Here is a 17295-nt window from a genome sequence, read left to right on the forward strand (position 1 = left end):
GAAAAGGAGAGAGCAAAAGAAGCAAGGAGATATATATTAAATAACTGGGAAGGGATAGTAATATATAAAGAGGACGAGGATGTAATAGGATGCAGTGCAGAAGGGCATATAAGCCATGTATTATCAGCGAGATTAAGCAGTAGGCCATTAGGATGGAGTAAAGAGGGATTAAAGATAATGGCAAAGCTAAGGGTATTTAGCAGGAATGGAGGTAATTTAAGGGAAATAAGTATATACAAGGAAGATGTTGAAACATTTAGATTAAATAAAAAGAAGATAAAAGAAACAATTAAAAGAATAAATAATTCTTCACGAGAAGGAATAAATAATATAACAATATTAAACATTGGAAAAGTAACACCGATGTATAAGATATTAAAATCAATTAAATATGAAAATATAATTTAAAGTTTAAAAGTTTACGAAAGTCTTGATTTTAAACATTTTAGGGGGTTGTCTATAAAAAATTAACCTACAATATCTTGACACTATCAAATTAAAAAATATAATTGACTTAAATTGCAGTAATTCTTATAATCGAAATTGTGAAATTATAGGTGATGGGGTTCACCTTAATTGCCTTGTGCTGATAACTCCTACTTTTGTAGGAGATTTTTTATCTTTTTGGAGGTGGTCATGATGCTTAAGGTAATTTATGTAGGTTTAGGAGGATTTATAGGTGCATCACTGAGATATTTAATTTCGATGGGGGCATCAAAAACTTTCAATTTGGATATTCCAATGGGAACATTGATAGTGAATATTTTAGGTGGATTATTAATAGGATTTATAATGGAATTGAGTTTGTCGACAGATATAATATCGCCAGACCTTAGACTTTTTTTAACAACAGGTATCTTGGGTGGGCTTACAACATTTTCAACCTTTAGTTACGAAACGATAAACCTTTTAAACTCTGGAGCATATATTTGGGGTATAATAAATATTGTTTTAAATGTTTTATTAAGCTTAATAGGGGTTGTAGTTGGGAAAATTTTATGTAATGCTATTATTTAGGAGGGGAGTATATGAAGTTAGAAGGTAAGGGAAAACTTTTAAAAATATTTATAGGGGAATCAGATAGATGGCATGGTGAGGCTTTATATCATATTATTCTCAAAAAGGCAAAGGAGTTTGGTCTTGCAGGCGCTACAATAGTAAGGGGAATAGAAGGTTTTGGTGCAAATAGCAGGGTTCATTCGGCTTTAACAGAAGTATTATCCCACGATTTGCCTATTGTTATTGAAATCATAGATAAAGAAGAAAAGATAAATGAATTTATAAAGGTTATCGATCCTATGATAACTGAAGGATTGGTAGTTATTATGCATGATGTAGAAATTATTAAGTATGTAAAATCACAAAATTAATAAGAAAGTTGGAGGGACAAAATTGCAGGCAGCAATAATTTATTTTTCAGGAACAGGAAATACTGAATATGTATCAAAACTTTTTAAAAAGCATTTTGAAAATGGAGGAGTTGGTTGTGTTTTAATTGACGTATCAAAGAAAAGAACACTAAATGAGGAGTATGACTTTTATGTATTTGGAGCACCAATACATGCTGAAGTTTTCCCCAAAATTTATATAGACTGGGTTGCTAAAAACTTAAAAGAAGACAATAAAAAGTGTCTTATATTTTCAACTCAAGCTGCCAATAAAGGATCTGGACCTGATCAGTTATCAGAAATTCTTATTAAAAAGGGTTATAGGATTACAGTTCAGGATTTTATTACTATGCCTAATAATTATTATGTTGTAGCCTTTGAAAAACCAACTAAGGAGGAAATAAAAAAAGCAAAAGAAAGAGCGGAGGAAAAAGTTAAAAGTTTAGTTCAGAAATTTTTAATGGATGAAATATACATAAATAAAGTAAGCAAAATAAGATTAAACCTTGCCAAAATAGAGTATAAGTTTTTTTATAGATTTTCTAAGGGGTGGGCAAGAAGAAATCTTACAGTTGATATGAAGCTTTGTGTGAAATGTTTAAAATGTGTAAAGAATTGTCCGACTAAAAATATTAAGTTCAAAGATAACAGTTTTTATTTTGAAGATAGCTGCATATCATGTCAAAAATGCCTACATACTTGTCCAACGAATGCATACCTTTATAAAGGTAAAAAATTTGAGCAATATAAAATTTAAAATGGACTGTCTCTTTATTTTGAGGCAGTCCATAATTTATTTATCCTCTATTCCGTCACTCCCAGGAGTCATAAGATATGCATAAAATACCCATAGAGATGATAATCCGACAATTCCATAAAACATTCTTGCAAAGGGCGATGTATAGCCGCCTAAGATTGGGAGCAAAGGGTCAAACCCAGATAGAGCAATTAATCCCCAATTAATTCCGCCTAATATAACAATAGCAAGGGCAACAAGATTAAAAATTCTCATAGTAATCATCCTTTCTATTTTTATTTTTTTATAATTAGGATAAATTATTCAAATATATTATCTTGTTATTAAATTTAAAAATATTCCAAAATTACTTATTTAGCTTAACTTGTAATTTTAAATATATTAAAATTGTAGTATAATGTAGTATGAATTAAGTAAGCATAAAGAGGTGGACTTATGTTTATAAAAATAGACAATTTAGATATTTATTATAAAAAAGCTGGTAGTGGTAAAAAAGTAGTTCTTCTTCACGGCTGGGGAGGAAGAGCAGATAGCTTTTTGCCAGTTTTTAATTATCTTGCAAGTAAATTTGAAGTATATGCGATAGATTTTCCAGGCTTTGGTCAATCCTCTTTGCCGTCCAAAGCTTGGGGAGTTGGTGACTATACCGATATGTTAAATAAATTATTTGATAAGCTTAATATAGAAAAGGCTTCATTAATTGGGCATTCCTTTGGTGGTAGGGTTTCAATTATGTTCTCAGCTCTTTATCCTGAAAAAGTAGAAAAGGTAGTTCTTGTAGACAGCGCTGGGATAATTCCAAAAAGAACCTTGAAATATTATTTTAAAGTTTATAAATTTAAGCTATTTAAAAAATTATATTTATTATTAAATGGTGGCAAAAAAGAAGCTATTGAAAAGTTTTATAAAAAATACGGTTCAAAGGATTATAAAAATTCTGGTCCATTAAGGGAAACTTTTGTAAAAGTTGTCAATGAGGATTTAAGAGGATTTTTACCTAAGATTAAAGCCCCAACCCTTCTTATTTGGGGCGAAAAGGATCAGGACACTCCTCTTTACATGGCAAAAATCATGGAAAAAGAAATACCAGATGCAGGTCTAATTGTTTTTGAGGGTGCAGGACATTTCGCATATCTTGATAAGTTGAATGATTTTAATATAATAGTTTCAAAATTTTTGGAAGGAAGTGAGTGATTTGAGCATGTTAGTTTATGTTTTAGCTATAATCTTTTTTGCCTTTGTTTCGGTTTACTATAATAGGTTTTACCTTCATATGGCTCAGCTTGTAGGATACAAACCAAATGAATTTTTAAATTGGCTTAATAAGTATGATAGGGATAATTTTAAAAGAAACTTTATATTTTTATTTTTACTTTTCATTTCAAATCTTTTTCCAAAAGATTATACTTCTTATGCATTATTAATTCTTTGGATTGCTTTGGCTTCAATAAATATTTACACCCATTATAATAGAAGAAAAAAGGCAAAAAAACCTCTTAATTTTACATATAGAGCTAAAAGATTATTTGGTTGTGCATTATTTCTAAATTTATTGCTTGTTATAATATCTTATGCTTTATTTAAGTCACCATTGGCCTTTATAAATGGATTGATTTTAATACAGGTTTTTATTTCTTATTTGATGCTGATTTCCTTAAAAATAATGCTGCCTATTGAAAAGAAAATCCAGCAGGGCTTTATAAACGAGGCAAGGGAAATAATTAAAAGGAGAAAGGACCTTTTAGTTATCGGCATCACAGGAAGCTACGGAAAAACAAGCACTAAATATTTTATAAAAACAATTCTTTCGGAAAAATATAATACCCTAATGACGCCTGAAAGTTATAATACTCCAATGGGAATTACAAAGGTAGTTAGGGAACAATTAAGGGATGAACATGAAATTTTTGTATGTGAAATGGGAGCAAGATATGTTGGAGATATAAAGGAGCTTTGCGATATAGTTTATCCTAAAATGGGAGTATTAACTGCCGTTGGCCTTCAGCATCTTGAAACAATGGGATCACAGGAAAACATTAAAAAGACAAAATATGCACTAATAGAATCCTTGCCAGATGATGGTGTCGCCTTCTTTAATGGAGATAACGATATTTGTTTTGAACTTTCCAAAAGGAGAAATATAGAAACCTATGTATATGGAACAAATAAAAAAGAAGGCATAAATGTATATGCAACAGACATAAAAAATACTAGGGAAGGTTTAAAGTTTACTGTTCATGGAGATGTTGATGGTAAAATAGTGCAATTTGAATGTAGAACAAAACTCTTAGGAAAACATAATGTTAATAATATTTTAGCAGGAGTCGCAATCGCCCTAAAGCTTGGTCTTTCTGAGGAAGAAATAAAGAGGGGGATTGAAAAAATAGAGCCGGTTCCACATAGGCTTCAAATCCTCGATACTAACAATGGAGTTACAGTAATAGATGATGCCTTTAATTCAAATCCTGAAGGTTCAGCCTTAGCCATTGAAGCACTTTCTGAAATGGATGGAGGCAAAAAAATTATTGTAACTCCTGGAATGATTGAACTTGGAGAAGTTGAGTATGAAGAAAACAAAAAATTTGGCCAAAGAATTGCAAAAACCTGTGACTATGCTATATTAGTTGGAAGAAAAAGAAGTATTCCTATAGTTGATGGCTTAAAGGAGGAAAACTTCCCAGAGGATAGGATTATCATTGTAAATAGTCTTGATGAAGCAACAAAAGAATTAAGTAAAATAGTAGTTGTTGGAGATATCGTATTATTTGAGAACGATCTGCCTGATAATTATAATGAAAATTAAGGAGGATAGAGATGATTAAGAAAAATGTTTTAATAATGTTTGGAGGAAGAAGCGTTGAACATGAAGTTTCTGTTATAACAGGCCTTCAGGTGGCTGAAAATATCGACAAGGAAAAATATAATGTTGTTCCGCTTTTTATTACAAAACAAGGCGAATGGTATACTGGGGATGAGTTATTAGATATAAAAAATTATAAGAATTTAGATGTTCTTCTTAGCAAGGCCAAAAAAGTTTATCTTGAGCCTATTCCTTATAATCCTTATTTAAAGTTTTATCCTGAAAAGGGTTTGTTTAAAAAAACACCCAAACCAATAAAAATAGATGTTGTTTTTCCAGCATTACATGGATCACATGGTGAAGATGGAACAATGCAAGGCCTTTTAGAGCTTTGTAATATTCCTTATGTTGGAAGCGGAGTTTTAGGTTCTGCGGTTGGAATGGATAAAATCATAATGAAGGATATTTTCAAAGCCAACGATATTCCAATAGTTAATTATACATGGTTTTTAAGAAGGGATTATGTAAATGACAGCGAAAGGGTTTTAAATTATCTTGAAGATAAACTAAAATATCCTATGTTTGTAAAACCAGCAAATTTAGGTTCAAGTATAGGTATTTCAAAGGCGAAAAATAGAGATGAGCTAATAAATGCAATAGAAATTGCAATAAACTATGATAGAAAGATTATAATTGAAGAGGCTGTTGAAAATCCAATGGAGATTAATTGCTCTGTAATTGGCTTTGATAATGAATATAATGCATCAGTTTTAGAGGAGCCTGTATCTTGGCAGGAATTCTTGAGTTTTGAGGATAAATATTTAAGGGGAAATAAAAACTCAGGTATGAAAAGTGCAGCAAGGAGAATTCCTGCACCAATTCCAGAAGATAAAACTAAAGAAATTCAAGACCTTGCTATAAAGGTATTTAAAATTTTAGACTGCTCAGGAATTTCAAGAATTGATTTTCTTGTTGAAAAGGACACTATGAAGGTTTATGTAAACGAAATAAATACTATGCCAGGGTCTATATCCTTCTATCTTTGGGAACCAACAGGGCTAAAGTTTAAAGATTTAATTAATAAACTCATAGAATATGCAATTTTGAGAAATCAAGAGTATAATAAAAATATATACGTATTTGATACTCCATTGCTTAAAAAGGCTAGTTTAGGAGTTAAAGGAGGAAAAATATAAGAGGGAACTAATTTGTTCCCTCTAATTTTTTTGATATTTGGAATCCATTTTTTACTGCTTTATCTACAAGGTCGCTTAAGTGTCCCATTGGACAAATCTGGCACCAGCTTCTTGGCTTAAATATTGTTCCAAGAGTTATACCTACTAAAAGGGAAAGAGTCATAAATCTATAAATTGAAAAGGAAATTTTGAGGATGTTTCCCTTTGAATGGAACAAAGATAGGCTTAAGAGTGAAAGCATAAGGAGTAACAATATATTTTTTACACCTTTTGTTCGCATAACATTAGGAAGTGGATTATTTAACGATACATATTTTAAAAATTTACCTAATAAAGAACCCCGAGGACAATAATGGGAACAATGAATTTTACCTCTACCTAAAAAAGCATGAAATGGAGGCATTATCATACATATTATTCCTGAAAGCCCTATTACAGGATAAAAATAACCAAGTATCACGAAGGATGCTAATATTATCCATGACCAGTGCTGATGACTTTTCTTTTTCATATACTTCCCTCCCTTTAGCAACTATTTTTGTTAAAACTTCGTAACATAAGCTATTACTTATTATACTTATACGGGGTATAAGTGTCAAATGAAAAATATTTTAGAAAATTCTTTAACTTTCTACTAAAATAGTTTAAAATTAGTAATGTGAATGAAAAGGAGGGATAAGATGGAAGGAAAGGAGATATTAAAGAAATTAAGTGATCTAAATGCGGTTTCAGGTAGTGAATATTTATTGCAGGATGATTTGGAATGTATATTTAAACCCTATGTAAATGAAATTAAAAAGGGGAAAATGGGAGACTTTATAGCTATTAAAAGGGGAGAAGGGGAGGATAGATTAAAAATATTAATAACTGCCCATGTAGATGAAATAGGCCTTATGGTTACAGATATCGATGAACGTGGATTTGTTTCTTTTACAAATGTTGGTGGAGTAGATTCAAAGACTTTACCTGCCCAAGAGGTTATAATTCATGGCTTAAGGGATGTATATGGAGTAATTGGAGCAAAACCACCACATGTTTTAACTGAAAAGGATAGAAAAAAGGCAATTAAAATGGATGAGATGGTAATAGATTGTGGGATGACAAAGGATGAATTAAAAGAATTAGTAAAAATTGGAGATTACATTACAATAAAGAAAGAGTCGTTGGAACTTTTAGGTGATTTCATTACAGGAAAAGCCCTTGATAATCGTGTTGGTATAATGGCACTTTATGAATGTGCCAAAGAATTGAATAAAATAAAACATACTGCTGATGTTTATTTTGCAGCTACAACTCAAGAGGAAAGGGGTCTTTTAGGGATTAAAACAACTACCTATGAAGTAAATCCTGATATTGGAATAGTTGTTGATGTAACCTTTGGAGATAAATATGCAAATCCTGATATTCAGCTTGAATGTGGGAAGGGAGTTGAAATTACTATAGGACCCAATATTCACCCAGAGCTCTCTGAAAAACTTATTAAACTTGCTGATGAATATGGTATACCATATACCATTGATGTTGCACCAGGAGGAACAGGGACAGAAACTTGGAATCTTCAGGTGACAAGAGAAGGTGTTCCAACTCTTTTAGTTTCTGTTCCTATAAAGTATATGCACACATCTACGGAAATTGTAAATTATAAAGATATCGTTAGAGCTGGAAGACTATTAGCTTTGTTTATTTCTTCTTTGAAGAATTGGGGTGATATTTATGCTTAAAAAATTAACAGATGCCTTTGGTGTTTCAGGTTATGAAAAGGAAGTAAGGGAAGTTATTAAGGAAGAAGTTAAGGATCTTGGAGAAGTATTTATAGATAAGCTTGGTAATTTAATAGTTCATAAGAGGGGTAACGGTAAAAGGGTTATGCTTGCTGCCCATATGGATGAAGTAGGATTTATTGTAACAGGAATTAAGGATGATGGTAGAATTAAGTTTTCACCCGTTGGTGGAATAGACCCTAGAATTTTAATATCAAAAAGGGTTGTATTTGGAAGAAGCAAAATAAAGGGTATCATAGGATATAAACCGATTCACCTTCAAAACGAAGGGGAAAGGTCAAATCCAGTAAATATAAAGGATTTGTTTATCGATATTGGTGCAACAAGCAAGGAAGAGGTTTTAAAGCATGTTAAGCTTGGTGATTATACTACCTTTGAAAGTGAATATGTAGATATGGGAAGATACATAAAGGCAAAGGCTTTAGATGATAGAGTAGGATGTGCTGTTTTAATTGATGTATTAAAGGAGAATTATAACTTAGATTTATATTGTGTATTTACTGTTCAGGAGGAAGTAGGGCTCAGAGGGGCCACGGTTGCAGCATACAGCATAGAACCAGAGATTGCTCTTGCTATTGAAGGAACGACCTGTGCTGATTTTGTAAAGGATGAAAAGGATTTTGTAACAGAAACAGGAAAGGGACCGGCATTATCGGTTATGGATTCCTCATCCATTGCTAATGAAAAACTTCTTAAGTTGATTATTAAAGTAGCAGAAGAAAATAAAATACCCTATCAACTGAGAAGAGGAACGGTGGGCGGAAATGATGCAGGCGCTATTCATAAAGCAAAAACTGGCTGTAAAACTGCAAGCATCTCTGTTCCTACAAGATATATACACTCACCCATAAGCATGATTCATAAGGAAGACTATGAAAATACTTTAAAATTAACTAAAAAAGTTTTAGAAAGTCTAGAAGAGGAGGAGTTATGATGGAATTATTAAGGGATTTAGTTTCAATATATGGCCCATCGGGAAGAGAAGATTTGGTTGCTGATTTTATAATAGAGCAAATAAAGGATTATGTTGATGAGGTTCAAAAGGATGCTTTAGGCAATGTCATTGCTATGAAAAAGGGTAAGGGAAGTAAGAAGGTTATGCTTGCTGCCCATATGGACCAAATCGGAATTATGGTAACCTTTATTGATGAAAATGGATTTTTGAGATTTTCTAACATAGGAGGATTAAATCCATATTCCCTTTTATATAAGAGGGTTATATTTAAAAATGGAGTTGAAGGAATTATATCAAAGGAACAAAAGGCAGATATTAAGGAACTTACACTTAAGGAACTTTACATAGATATTGGAGCATCTACAAGAGATGAGGCAAGCCAAAAGGTTCAAATAGGGGACTTTGGAGTATTTAAGTCGGATTTTCAAGATTTTGGCGACAGAGTAGTTGGTGCTGCCTTTGACGACAGATTAGGGTGCTATGTTTTATTAGAAGTAGCAAAACAGATTAAGGATAGTGAAAATGATATTTATTTTGTATTTACAACTCAAGAGGAGGTTGGGTTAAGGGGAGCTAAGGTTTCTGCCTTTAGAATTGAGCCTGATCTTGCTATAGCTGTTGATGTTACTGCAACTGGAGACACACCGAATTGTAATAAAATGGCTGTTAAATTAGGAGAAGGTGCAGCAATAAAAATAATGGATAGGGCATTTATAGTTCATCCTAAGGTAAAAGATCTTCTTGTTAGGGTTGCAGAGGAAAATAATGTTAAATATCAATTTGAAATATTAGAGATGGGAACAACAGATGCTGCAGAAATTTTTACTACTAAAACGGGAGTTCCAACAGGAGTAATATCAATTCCTACAAGATATGTTCATTCCCATAGTGAAATGGCTGATAAAAGGGATATAAAGGCCGCAATTGATATACTTAAATATTTAGTGCCAAATAATTTAGAATAAAATTTTTGTAGCAAATTTCTTTTGGTTTCATATTATTTAATTGTAATACTCTTTTTAGAGGATAATATGCCGGGGGATGTAAAAAAGGCAGCAAAATTTTCTGTTAATATCAATTATCCAGAACCTAAGGTTGAAAAGAAAAGTATTAATTATGCAAATTTACTGCTGCTTGACTATTCAGGCCTTGTTAGCGAACTTTCTGCAACATTACTTTATGTTTATCAACATTTAATATCTGATGGAAAATATGAGGATTATGCTGAAGCGGTGGCAGGGATAGCGGTTATTGAAATGAAACACTTAGAACTTCTTGGAGAAACAATTAAATTATTAGGCTTAAAACCGATGTATGCTATCCCGCATATGGGGCTTTATTATCCTTGGAATTCAAAACTTATTGACTACTCAACAAATATTAATAAGATGATAGATATAGATATACAGTCTGAGCTTGATGCCATTAAACAATACGAGAATCATAAGATATTAATAAAGGATAAATACATTGTGGAGTTATTGAACAGAATTATAGAAGATGAAAAATTGCACCTTAAATTTTTTAGAGAGCTTAAAGGAAAATATGAAAGGAGCTAATAGACTTTACTATTAGCTCTAATTTTATTAAGTATAAAACTAGATAAGTAGAGTTCATACTAAAGGTAATATATCGATTTATTGTATATCAACAAAGAATATTGGACAATTTGTCGTTGAATTATTGAAGGTAATGTTATAAAATTTAATATAAATTTTGCTAATGGAGGTAATAATTATGGCAAACATAACTCTAGACTATTCGAAAGTTTTAGGTTTTGTTAACATGGAAGAGATTAAAGGTTTAGAGGGGCAAATAAGGGATGCACATGAGAAGTTACATAATAAAACTGGTTCTGGAAGTGACTTTTTAGGTTGGGTTACGTTACCTAAAGATTATGATAAAGAAGAATTTGATAGGATTATTAATGCTGCAGAAAGGATAAAGACAAATTCTGATGCCCTTGTTGTTATAGGAATAGGTGGTTCATACTTAGGAGCTAGGGCAGCTATTGAGATGTTAAATCATACCTTCTATAATGTCCTTCCTAAAAATAAAAGAAAAACTCCTGAAATATATTTTGTTGGAAACAACATAAGCCCTGTGTATATGCGTGATTTACTTGATGTATTAGAAGGTAAGGAAATATCTGTTAATGTAATATCAAAATCAGGAACAACTACAGAGCCTGCAATTGCTTTTAGAATATTTAAAGAATATATGGAAAATAAATATGGCAAAGAAGGTGCAAAGGAAAGAATATACGCAACAACCGATAAAGCAAAGGGTGCCCTTAGAAAACTTGCCGAAGAGGAAGGCTATGAAACCTTTATAATTCCAGATGATGTAGGAGGAAGATATTCTGTTTTAACAGCGGTTGGATTACTTCCAATTGCGGTAAGCGGAGTTGATATAAGGGAAATGATGCAGGGTGCCTTGGACGGAACGAAGGAATATTCAAACTTAGATGTCATTAATAACCCAGCCTATCTTTATGCTGCAATAAGAAATGCTCTATATAGAAAGGGAAAGACAGTTGAAATAATGGCCAACTATGAACCAGGATTACATTATTTTGCAGAATGGTGGAAACAGCTCTTTGGAGAAAGTGAAGGTAAGGACGGAAAGGGAATTTATCCTGCTTCAGTTGATTTTACAACAGATCTTCATTCTATGGGACAGTATATTCAAGATGGTTTAAGACATATATTTGAAACAGTTTTAAATGTTGAAAAACCAAGATACGATGTTGAGATTAAGGAAGATAAGGATAATATAGACGGTCTTAATTTCTTAGCTGGCAAAACAATGGATTTTGTTAATAAAAAGGCCTTTGAAGGAACTGTTCTTGCCCATACAGATGGAAATGTTCCGAATATAATAATAAATATTCCAGAGTTAACTCCCTATTATTTTGGAAAGCTTGTTTATATGTTTGAAAAGGCATGTGGAATTAGCGGCTATATGTTAGGAGTAAATCCTTTCGATCAACCTGGAGTTGAGGCTTATAAAAAGAACATGTTTGCTCTTTTAGGAAAACCAGGATATGAGGAGGAAAGAAAAAGACTTGAAGAAAGATTAGGAAGATAATAGCCCCAAGGGATACCTTGGGGTTATTCCTCTAATACGATTATTTCGAACTTGTCAAAATTGATTTCTTCTATAAAGTTATCCTGTGTGAAAATTGTTTTTTTAAGTTTATTAAATTCTTCAAGATTATGTGGAAGCCAATATGGTTTTTGAATATCAAGTTTTTGAGCTATTTCTGCTATACATTTTTTAAGCTGCTCTTGATAACTTATATTTTCATTATTTATAGCTTCTTCATGCATTATAATCTTATTATTTTTTATAACTTTACCCCAAATTCTTAGCAAAATATCACCTTCCTATAAATATTTATTTGAATTATAACATCCTTTAGGTATAAAATAAAGATATAAACTATGGAAGGTGATAGAAGTGTTAATAAAAATTACGGATATAGCGATGAAAAAAATGATAGAAAACGCAAAAAATAATAATAAAGACACTGTGATAAATATTTATATTGATAGAGTTATGTGTAATTCTATAAAATATGGTTTGGCTTTTGGGGATAATAACGAAAAAATCCATAAAATCGTTGGACCAATTAAGTTAGTTATAGATGAAGAACTGAATAAATATCATAATGAACTAGAAATAGATTATATTTTTAAACCAAAGGAAGGATTTGTCATTAAAGGATATCCAAAGTATAATAAAGGATGTTCAAAATGTAATGGATGCGGTAGAAAACCTTGACAAATTTTTATAATTTGTTATCATAACAATTAAAAGTAAATATTTATACAATGAAGGGGAGGAGTAGTTGATAGCCTCAATCATAGCGAGCCGGTGGGGGTGGAAGACTGGCATTGAGTTTCAACGAAGGGCGCCCTGGAGTAATTAAAACGAGGTGGGTCATACGACCAATTAGGGTGGAACCGCGGAAGCTAAGCCTTTCGTCCCTTGCGGGATGAAGGGCTTTTTATATTGCGAATTTATTAAAAGGAGGGCATAATATGGCAGTAGAGAAAACTATGGATAAAATAGTTGCACTATGTAAGAGTAGGGGATTTATATTTCCTGGTTCTGAGATCTATGGCGGTCTTGCGAATACTTGGGATTATGGTCCTCTAGGAGTTGAGCTTAAAAATAATATTAAAAAAGCATGGTGGAAAAAGTTTATTCAAGAATCCCCATATAATGTTGGTGTTGACTGTGCTATTTTAATGAATCCACAGGTTTGGGTAGCATCAGGACATGTTGGAGGATTTAGCGATCCTTTAATGGATTGTAAAAGCTGTAAATCAAGATTTAGGGCAGATAAACTTATAGAGGATTATATGACAAATAACGGCTTAGAACCCCATGTTAGCGGATGGAGCAATGAAAAGATGATGGATTACATAAGGGAACATGAGATAAAGTGCCCAGACTGCGGAGCTTTCAATTGGACAGATATAAGGCAGTTTAATTTAATGTTTAAAACATATCAAGGAGTAACTGAAGACTCAAAGGCTTTAGTTTATTTAAGACCTGAAACTGCACAGGGAATATTTGTTAATTTTAAAAACGTATTAAGAACTACAAGAAAAAAGCTTCCATTTGGAATAGGCCAAATTGGTAAATCCTTTAGAAATGAAATAACACCGGGTAATTTTATATTTAGAACAAGGGAATTTGAACAAATGGAGCTTGAATTTTTCTGCAAGCCCGGTGAGGATTTAGAATGGTTTAATTACTGGAAAAACTTCTGTAAAAATTGGCTTTTAAGCCTTGGAATTAAGGAAGAAAATATAAGATTAAGAGATCATGAGAAGGAAGAGCTTTCCCATTACAGCAATGCTACTACTGATATAGAATACAAATTCCCATTTGGCTGGGGAGAACTTTGGGGCATTGCAGACAGAACTGATTTTGACTTAAAGCAGCACATAGAACATTCAGGTGAAGATTTGGTTTACTTTGATCCTGAAACTAATGAGAAAATTGTCCCATATTGTATTGAACCATCAGTTGGAGCTGATAGGGTTCTGCTTGCCTTCTTAATTGATGCTTATGATGAAGAAACATTGGAAGATGGCGATGTAAGAACAGTTTTAAGATTCCATCCAGCCCTTGCGCCATTTAAAGCTGCTGTTCTTCCACTTTCTAAAAAATTAGCTGATGGTGCAAGAAAGGTTTATGAAGATTTGTCAAAGGAATTTATGATTGATTATGATGAGACAGGTAGCATAGGAAAGCGTTACAGAAGACAAGATGAGATAGGAACACCCTTCTGCATAACATACGACTTTGATTCAGTTAGTGATAATATGGTTACAATAAGAGATAGAGATACAATGCAGCAGGTTAGAATTCCAATAAATGAAGTTAAGAACTACATTCTAGAAAGATTAAAATTTTAAGGAGTGATCCTATGGAAGGAAGGGCACTAGTCCTTTATAAAAGGGAAAATAATATTTTGGCTGAAGAACTTGGAAGTTATGAAGTTGAGACGGGATTACAATTCATTACTAAGGCTTATGTAGAAAATGATATTTGTTATATCTACTTATCAACTGATAGGGATGTAACAGATGAACAATATAACGAAATATTTGATTTATACGATATGGAATTATTTGAAAATTTTGGGTTTGAGATTAAAGAGGTTGAAGAGTATAATCCAACTTGGCTTATAAAATTTGAATTTAAAGATGATTATGAATACATGGAGGATAAATTAAATTTAATAGTCTCCCATCATGAGATGCAAATAAATGAGATTTACAAAAAATCAGGAATTGAATAATTTTAAAATAAGTTAAAAGCCATATTTTAGACTTGCTAAAGGTCTAAAATTATGGCTTTTTTGTTTTGTTTAATTGTTTTTAATTAATATACAATTTAAAACTATTTTAAATTTAGAACTATTTTCATTTATATTGCATTGTTTGACATTTTGTATTAAATTTAATTTTGCTGCAATAATAAGAAATGAAAGGAGATTATTATGGAGAAACTGATTAGCTTATTGGGAATAGCAGTTATTCTAGGAATCGCATTTTTATTATCTGAGAACAAGAAAAAAGTTAATTGGGTTTTAGTTGCAAAGGGAATAACTATCCAGTTTATTTTTGCTCTTATAGTTCTTAAGTGGTCTGTTGGACAAAGAATTTTTAATATAATAAGTAGGGGAGTTACAAAACTTTTGGATTTTACAAAGTTTGGAACTACATTTTTGTTCGGGGATTTAATCGATTCAAATAAGTTTGGAGTTATATTTGCACTTCAAATATTGCCTACTATTATATTTTTCTCCGCACTTATGAGTATTTTATATTATTTAGGAATTATGCAGGCTGTAGTATCTTTTCTAGCTAAAATTATGTTAAAAATTCTTGGAACTTCAGGGGCTGAATCTCTGTCAAATACAGCTAATATATTTTTAGGTCAAACAGAAGCTCCACTTTTGATAAAACCTTATGTAAATGATATGACAAGATCAGAATTATTAACTATTATGGTTGGCGGTATGGCAACTGTTGCTGGAGGTGTTATGGCTGGATATATAGCAATGGGGATTGATGCTGGCCATTTGATAGCTGCAAGTTTAATGGCAGCACCAGCAAGTTTAATGATATCAAAAATAATGCTTCCTGAAACTGAAGAACCTAAAACCAAAGGCAAAGTAAATATTGAATTTGAAAAAGTGGATGCAAATGTAATTGATGCTGCAGCACGTGGTGCATCGGAAGGGTTACAACTGAGTCTCAACGTAGGGGCGATGCTAATAGCCTTTATAGCACTTATATATTTGATAAATTATCTCATTGCAAAAGTTGGCTATTTAGTAGGCATTCGTGATTTTAGCCTTGAATGGATTTTAGGAAGACTATTTGCTCCAGTAACATTTATAATTGGAGTTCCGCTTAAAGATGTTATTAATGCAGGTAGTCTATTAGGACAAAAAATAGTTATCAATGAATTTTTTGCCTTTGCTAATTTATCAAACTTAATTAAGGGTGGAATTTTACAACAAAGAACAATAACTCTCTTAACTTATGCCCTTTGTGGTTTTGCCAATATTAGTTCAATAGCTATACAAATTGGCGGTATTGGAGGGCTTGCACCAGATAGACGTTCTGATATAGCTAAATTAGGGATTAAAGCTCTTATAGGTGGAACATTAGTAGGACTTTTAAATGCTGCAATTGCTGGGTTGCTTTTATAAGCAATCCAGTTTTAAATTTTATCTTCTAATGGAATTATTACTTTATATAAGTTTTCAGAGGGGATATTATAATATTTGATTTTAGAATAGTGTTTTTCAAACTCTTGTTTGTTATATTCTTTATTAAAAAATTTCTTATCTTTATCAAGAGTAATAATTTTAGAATATAACCATAAATTGCGTTTTACATATTTATCATTGTTTGCTTTTAAAGCAGCGCCGGGATTGACTATTTCGATTTTGTTATTCTTAATATAAACTTCAATGAACCTGTTGATACAAAAATAGTCTCTGTAAATAATTGCTTTACCAATATGTTCTTGGATAGCAGATTTTACCAGTGAATTATAAGGTATAACTTTATTTATAAACTGGATTGCGTCATCAAGCATGTCGATTATCGTTCCTTTTGAAATATGAAGTTTAGGAAATTCATTATTTATATAGTTATGAATAAGTATAATGGCATGTGGCAAGAAGATATCTGGATGTTTACCAAAGAGAAGCATAGCACCAAGGGAAGGATGAATTTCATTATTATCTTTTTCTTTAATGGCAAAACCAGCAGATATAAGAAGATGATTATCAACAGAATGATTTATACCAGCCATTTTAAAAAAGTCATCGACTTTGTTAAGATCAATATCCTTTAAATTAGCTTTAATTATAGGAATTTGTTCTATGTGGAAGAGACCTGTATAATGCAAAATAGAGGCTATTTCTTCCTTTCTCATATAGTCAGTAGTTGAGCCTCTTCTTATATAAAATGCCCCTGTTTCCCTTAATTGAAATGGCTTTTGCTCTGTATTGTAGATAGTTATGATACCTATTGTTTTTCCAGCGATATCTATTTTATCTACTGATACAGGAACTGGTGGCTCTATTCGCGTAGAAACTATTTGTTGTATTTTTTCTTCACTAAATAAATCTTTGTTAATACCAATAATTTTTTTGCTTTTATCTTCTATACCAAATATTAAATATCCTCGACCACCCTTTGAGTTGGCAATTGCACATATGTCCTTTGCAAGTTCTTTTTTGCCCGATTCGGTATCGATATTTAATTTTTCTTTAAAATCTAATTTTAATCCTTCTTCCTTTGAAATTAGAGATAAAAGTTTTTGAAAATCCACTTTAGTCACCCTTTATATCTTTTATATTATTATATGAATTGA

20 protein-coding genes and 1 riboswitch are annotated in these 17295 nt (G+C 31.8%); of the genes, 16 read left to right on the forward strand and 4 right to left on the reverse strand.

Annotation, left to right across the window (positions count from 1 at the left end):
- The 4 genes from Q3V94_RS00125 to Q3V94_RS00140 all read left to right on the forward strand — a co-directional run.
- A partial coding sequence (locus tag Q3V94_RS00125; protein ID WP_303524479.1) for a UPF0236 family transposase-like protein occupies positions 1 to 408 on the forward strand: 408 nt, incomplete at its 5' end.
- 139 nt (positions 409 to 547) lie between these two features.
- Positions 548 to 606: riboswitch (Fluoride riboswitch) on the forward strand.
- Between the two features lie 33 nt (positions 607 to 639).
- Positions 640 to 1017 (forward strand): fluoride efflux transporter CrcB, encoded by a 378-nt coding sequence (gene crcB, locus Q3V94_RS00130; protein WP_008908967.1) that lies wholly within the window; start codon positions 640 to 642, stop codon positions 1015 to 1017.
- Between the two features lie 11 nt (positions 1018 to 1028).
- Positions 1029 to 1370 carry a DUF190 domain-containing protein gene (locus Q3V94_RS00135; RefSeq protein ID WP_274767440.1) on the forward strand — a complete coding sequence of 114 codons (342 nt, stop codon included), beginning with the start codon at positions 1029 to 1031 and terminating at the stop codon, positions 1368 to 1370.
- Between the two features lie 22 nt (positions 1371 to 1392).
- Positions 1393 to 2145, forward strand: a complete 753-nt coding sequence (locus tag Q3V94_RS00140; protein WP_303524484.1) for an EFR1 family ferrodoxin — start codon at positions 1393 to 1395, stop codon at positions 2143 to 2145.
- 36 nt (positions 2146 to 2181) lie between these two features.
- Here the strand turns inward: Q3V94_RS00140 and Q3V94_RS00145 are convergent, their stop codons facing one another.
- The gene (locus Q3V94_RS00145; protein ID WP_274767441.1) at positions 2182 to 2400 is read right to left on the reverse strand and encodes a DUF378 domain-containing protein; all 219 of its coding nucleotides are present in this window, start codon (positions 2398 to 2400) and stop codon (positions 2182 to 2184) included.
- A gap of 180 nt (positions 2401 to 2580) precedes the next feature.
- Between Q3V94_RS00145 and Q3V94_RS00150 the strand changes: the two genes are divergently transcribed.
- Genes Q3V94_RS00150 through Q3V94_RS00160 form a run of 3 tightly spaced genes read left to right on the forward strand, consistent with a single transcriptional unit; the run spans position 2581 to position 6141 of the window.
- On the forward strand, positions 2581 to 3339 hold the full coding sequence (locus tag Q3V94_RS00150; protein WP_303524485.1) for an alpha/beta fold hydrolase: 759 nt from the start codon (positions 2581 to 2583) through the stop codon (positions 3337 to 3339).
- Positions 3340 to 3346: 7 nt separating this feature from the next.
- Entirely contained in the window at positions 3347 to 4948 is a 1602-nt protein-coding gene (gene murF / locus Q3V94_RS00155) for a UDP-N-acetylmuramoyl-tripeptide--D-alanyl-D-alanine ligase (protein WP_303524545.1), read from the forward strand.
- Positions 4949 to 4959: 11 nt separating this feature from the next.
- A complete protein-coding gene (locus tag Q3V94_RS00160; protein ID WP_303524486.1) occupies positions 4960 to 6141 on the forward strand; it encodes a D-alanine--D-alanine ligase family protein in 1182 nt (393 codons plus the stop codon).
- Positions 6142 to 6148: 7 nt separating this feature from the next.
- On the opposite strand, the gene Q3V94_RS00165 is transcribed toward Q3V94_RS00160, so the two are convergent.
- Positions 6149 to 6652, reverse strand: coding sequence for a 4Fe-4S binding protein (locus Q3V94_RS00165; RefSeq protein WP_303524487.1), 504 nt, complete (start codon positions 6650 to 6652; stop codon positions 6149 to 6151).
- 169 nt (positions 6653 to 6821) lie between these two features.
- Here Q3V94_RS00165 and Q3V94_RS00170 point away from each other — a divergent pair, with 169 nt between their 5' ends.
- From Q3V94_RS00170 to Q3V94_RS00190, 5 genes are all read left to right on the forward strand, one after another.
- A complete protein-coding gene (locus Q3V94_RS00170) occupies positions 6822 to 7862 on the forward strand; it encodes a M28 family peptidase (RefSeq protein WP_274767448.1) in 1041 nt (346 codons plus the stop codon).
- The gene (locus tag Q3V94_RS00175; RefSeq protein ID WP_274767449.1) at positions 7855 to 8856 is read left to right on the forward strand and encodes a M42 family metallopeptidase; all 1002 of its coding nucleotides are present in this window, start codon (positions 7855 to 7857) and stop codon (positions 8854 to 8856) included. Before Q3V94_RS00170 ends, Q3V94_RS00175 begins: the two co-directional genes overlap by 8 nt.
- A complete protein-coding gene (locus Q3V94_RS00180; RefSeq protein ID WP_303524488.1) occupies positions 8856 to 9842 on the forward strand; it encodes a M42 family metallopeptidase in 987 nt (328 codons plus the stop codon). The genes Q3V94_RS00175 and Q3V94_RS00180 overlap by 1 nt, the downstream gene beginning before the upstream one ends.
- Before the next feature lie 66 nt (positions 9843 to 9908).
- Positions 9909 to 10436 (forward strand): ferritin family protein, encoded by a 528-nt coding sequence (locus Q3V94_RS00185; protein WP_303524489.1) that lies wholly within the window; start codon positions 9909 to 9911, stop codon positions 10434 to 10436.
- A gap of 178 nt (positions 10437 to 10614) precedes the next feature.
- The gene (locus Q3V94_RS00190) at positions 10615 to 11967 is read left to right on the forward strand and encodes a glucose-6-phosphate isomerase (protein ID WP_303524490.1); all 1353 of its coding nucleotides are present in this window, start codon (positions 10615 to 10617) and stop codon (positions 11965 to 11967) included.
- A 23-nt stretch (positions 11968 to 11990) separates the two neighbouring features.
- Here Q3V94_RS00190 and Q3V94_RS00195 read toward each other — a convergent pair whose 3' ends face one another.
- Positions 11991 to 12254, reverse strand: coding sequence for a hypothetical protein (locus Q3V94_RS00195; protein ID WP_303524492.1), 264 nt, complete (start codon positions 12252 to 12254; stop codon positions 11991 to 11993).
- A gap of 76 nt (positions 12255 to 12330) precedes the next feature.
- On the opposite strand from Q3V94_RS00195, the gene Q3V94_RS00200 reads away from it, so the two are divergent.
- The 4 genes from Q3V94_RS00200 (at position 12331) to Q3V94_RS00215 (ending at position 16120) form a co-directional block, all read left to right on the forward strand.
- Complete coding sequence (locus tag Q3V94_RS00200) at positions 12331 to 12663, forward strand: hypothetical protein (protein ID WP_192811203.1); 333 nt, start codon at positions 12331 to 12333, stop codon at positions 12661 to 12663.
- 260 nt (positions 12664 to 12923) lie between these two features.
- Positions 12924 to 14312 (forward strand): glycine--tRNA ligase, encoded by a 1389-nt coding sequence (locus tag Q3V94_RS00205; protein ID WP_008908982.1) that lies wholly within the window; start codon positions 12924 to 12926, stop codon positions 14310 to 14312.
- An 11-nt stretch (positions 14313 to 14323) separates the two neighbouring features.
- Positions 14324 to 14698, forward strand: a complete 375-nt coding sequence (locus Q3V94_RS00210; RefSeq protein WP_303524496.1) for a DUF6762 family protein — start codon at positions 14324 to 14326, stop codon at positions 14696 to 14698.
- Positions 14699 to 14899: 201 nt separating this feature from the next.
- A complete protein-coding gene (locus tag Q3V94_RS00215; protein WP_008908984.1) occupies positions 14900 to 16120 on the forward strand; it encodes a NupC/NupG family nucleoside CNT transporter in 1221 nt (406 codons plus the stop codon).
- Positions 16121 to 16131: 11 nt separating this feature from the next.
- On the opposite strand, the gene Q3V94_RS00220 is transcribed toward Q3V94_RS00215, so the two are convergent.
- On the reverse strand, positions 16132 to 17253 hold the full coding sequence (locus Q3V94_RS00220) for a helix-turn-helix domain-containing protein (RefSeq protein WP_303524498.1): 1122 nt from the start codon (positions 17251 to 17253) through the stop codon (positions 16132 to 16134).
- Positions 17254 to 17295: the final 42 nt, after the last annotated feature.

It is taken from the genome of Caloramator sp. CAR-1, assembly GCF_030546345.1.
GTDB lineage: Bacteria > Bacillota > Clostridia > Clostridiales > Caloramatoraceae > Caloramator > Caloramator australicus.

What these genes read in the sequence shown, in the direction of transcription:
- crcB (WP_008908967.1), top strand. Translation starts at nt 640, where the DNA reads ATGCTTAAGGTAATTTATGTAGGTTTAGGAGGATTTATAGGTGCATCA.
- Q3V94_RS00135 (WP_274767440.1), top strand. Translation starts at nt 1,029, where the DNA reads ATGAAGTTAGAAGGTAAGGGAAAACTTTTAAAAATATTTATAGGGGAA.
- Q3V94_RS00145 (WP_274767441.1), bottom strand. Translation starts at nt 2,400, where the DNA reads ATGAGAATTTTTAATCTTGTTGCCCTTGCTATTGTTATATTAGGCGGA.
- Q3V94_RS00150 (WP_303524485.1), top strand. Translation starts at nt 2,581, where the DNA reads ATGTTTATAAAAATAGACAATTTAGATATTTATTATAAAAAAGCTGGT.
- murF (WP_303524545.1), top strand. Translation starts at nt 3,347, where the DNA reads ATGTTAGTTTATGTTTTAGCTATAATCTTTTTTGCCTTTGTTTCGGTT.
- Q3V94_RS00160 (WP_303524486.1), top strand. Translation starts at nt 4,960, where the DNA reads ATGATTAAGAAAAATGTTTTAATAATGTTTGGAGGAAGAAGCGTTGAA.
- Q3V94_RS00165 (WP_303524487.1), bottom strand. Translation starts at nt 6,652, where the DNA reads ATGAAAAAGAAAAGTCATCAGCACTGGTCATGGATAATATTAGCATCC.
- Q3V94_RS00170 (WP_274767448.1), top strand. Translation starts at nt 6,822, where the DNA reads ATGGAAGGAAAGGAGATATTAAAGAAATTAAGTGATCTAAATGCGGTT.
- Q3V94_RS00175 (WP_274767449.1), top strand. Translation starts at nt 7,855, where the DNA reads ATGCTTAAAAAATTAACAGATGCCTTTGGTGTTTCAGGTTATGAAAAG.
- Q3V94_RS00180 (WP_303524488.1), top strand. Translation starts at nt 8,856, where the DNA reads ATGGAATTATTAAGGGATTTAGTTTCAATATATGGCCCATCGGGAAGA.
- Q3V94_RS00185 (WP_303524489.1), top strand. Translation starts at nt 9,909, where the DNA reads ATGCCGGGGGATGTAAAAAAGGCAGCAAAATTTTCTGTTAATATCAAT.
- Q3V94_RS00190 (WP_303524490.1), top strand. Translation starts at nt 10,615, where the DNA reads ATGGCAAACATAACTCTAGACTATTCGAAAGTTTTAGGTTTTGTTAAC.
- Q3V94_RS00205 (WP_008908982.1), top strand. Translation starts at nt 12,924, where the DNA reads ATGGCAGTAGAGAAAACTATGGATAAAATAGTTGCACTATGTAAGAGT.
- Q3V94_RS00210 (WP_303524496.1), top strand. Translation starts at nt 14,324, where the DNA reads ATGGAAGGAAGGGCACTAGTCCTTTATAAAAGGGAAAATAATATTTTG.
- Q3V94_RS00215 (WP_008908984.1), top strand. Translation starts at nt 14,900, where the DNA reads ATGGAGAAACTGATTAGCTTATTGGGAATAGCAGTTATTCTAGGAATC.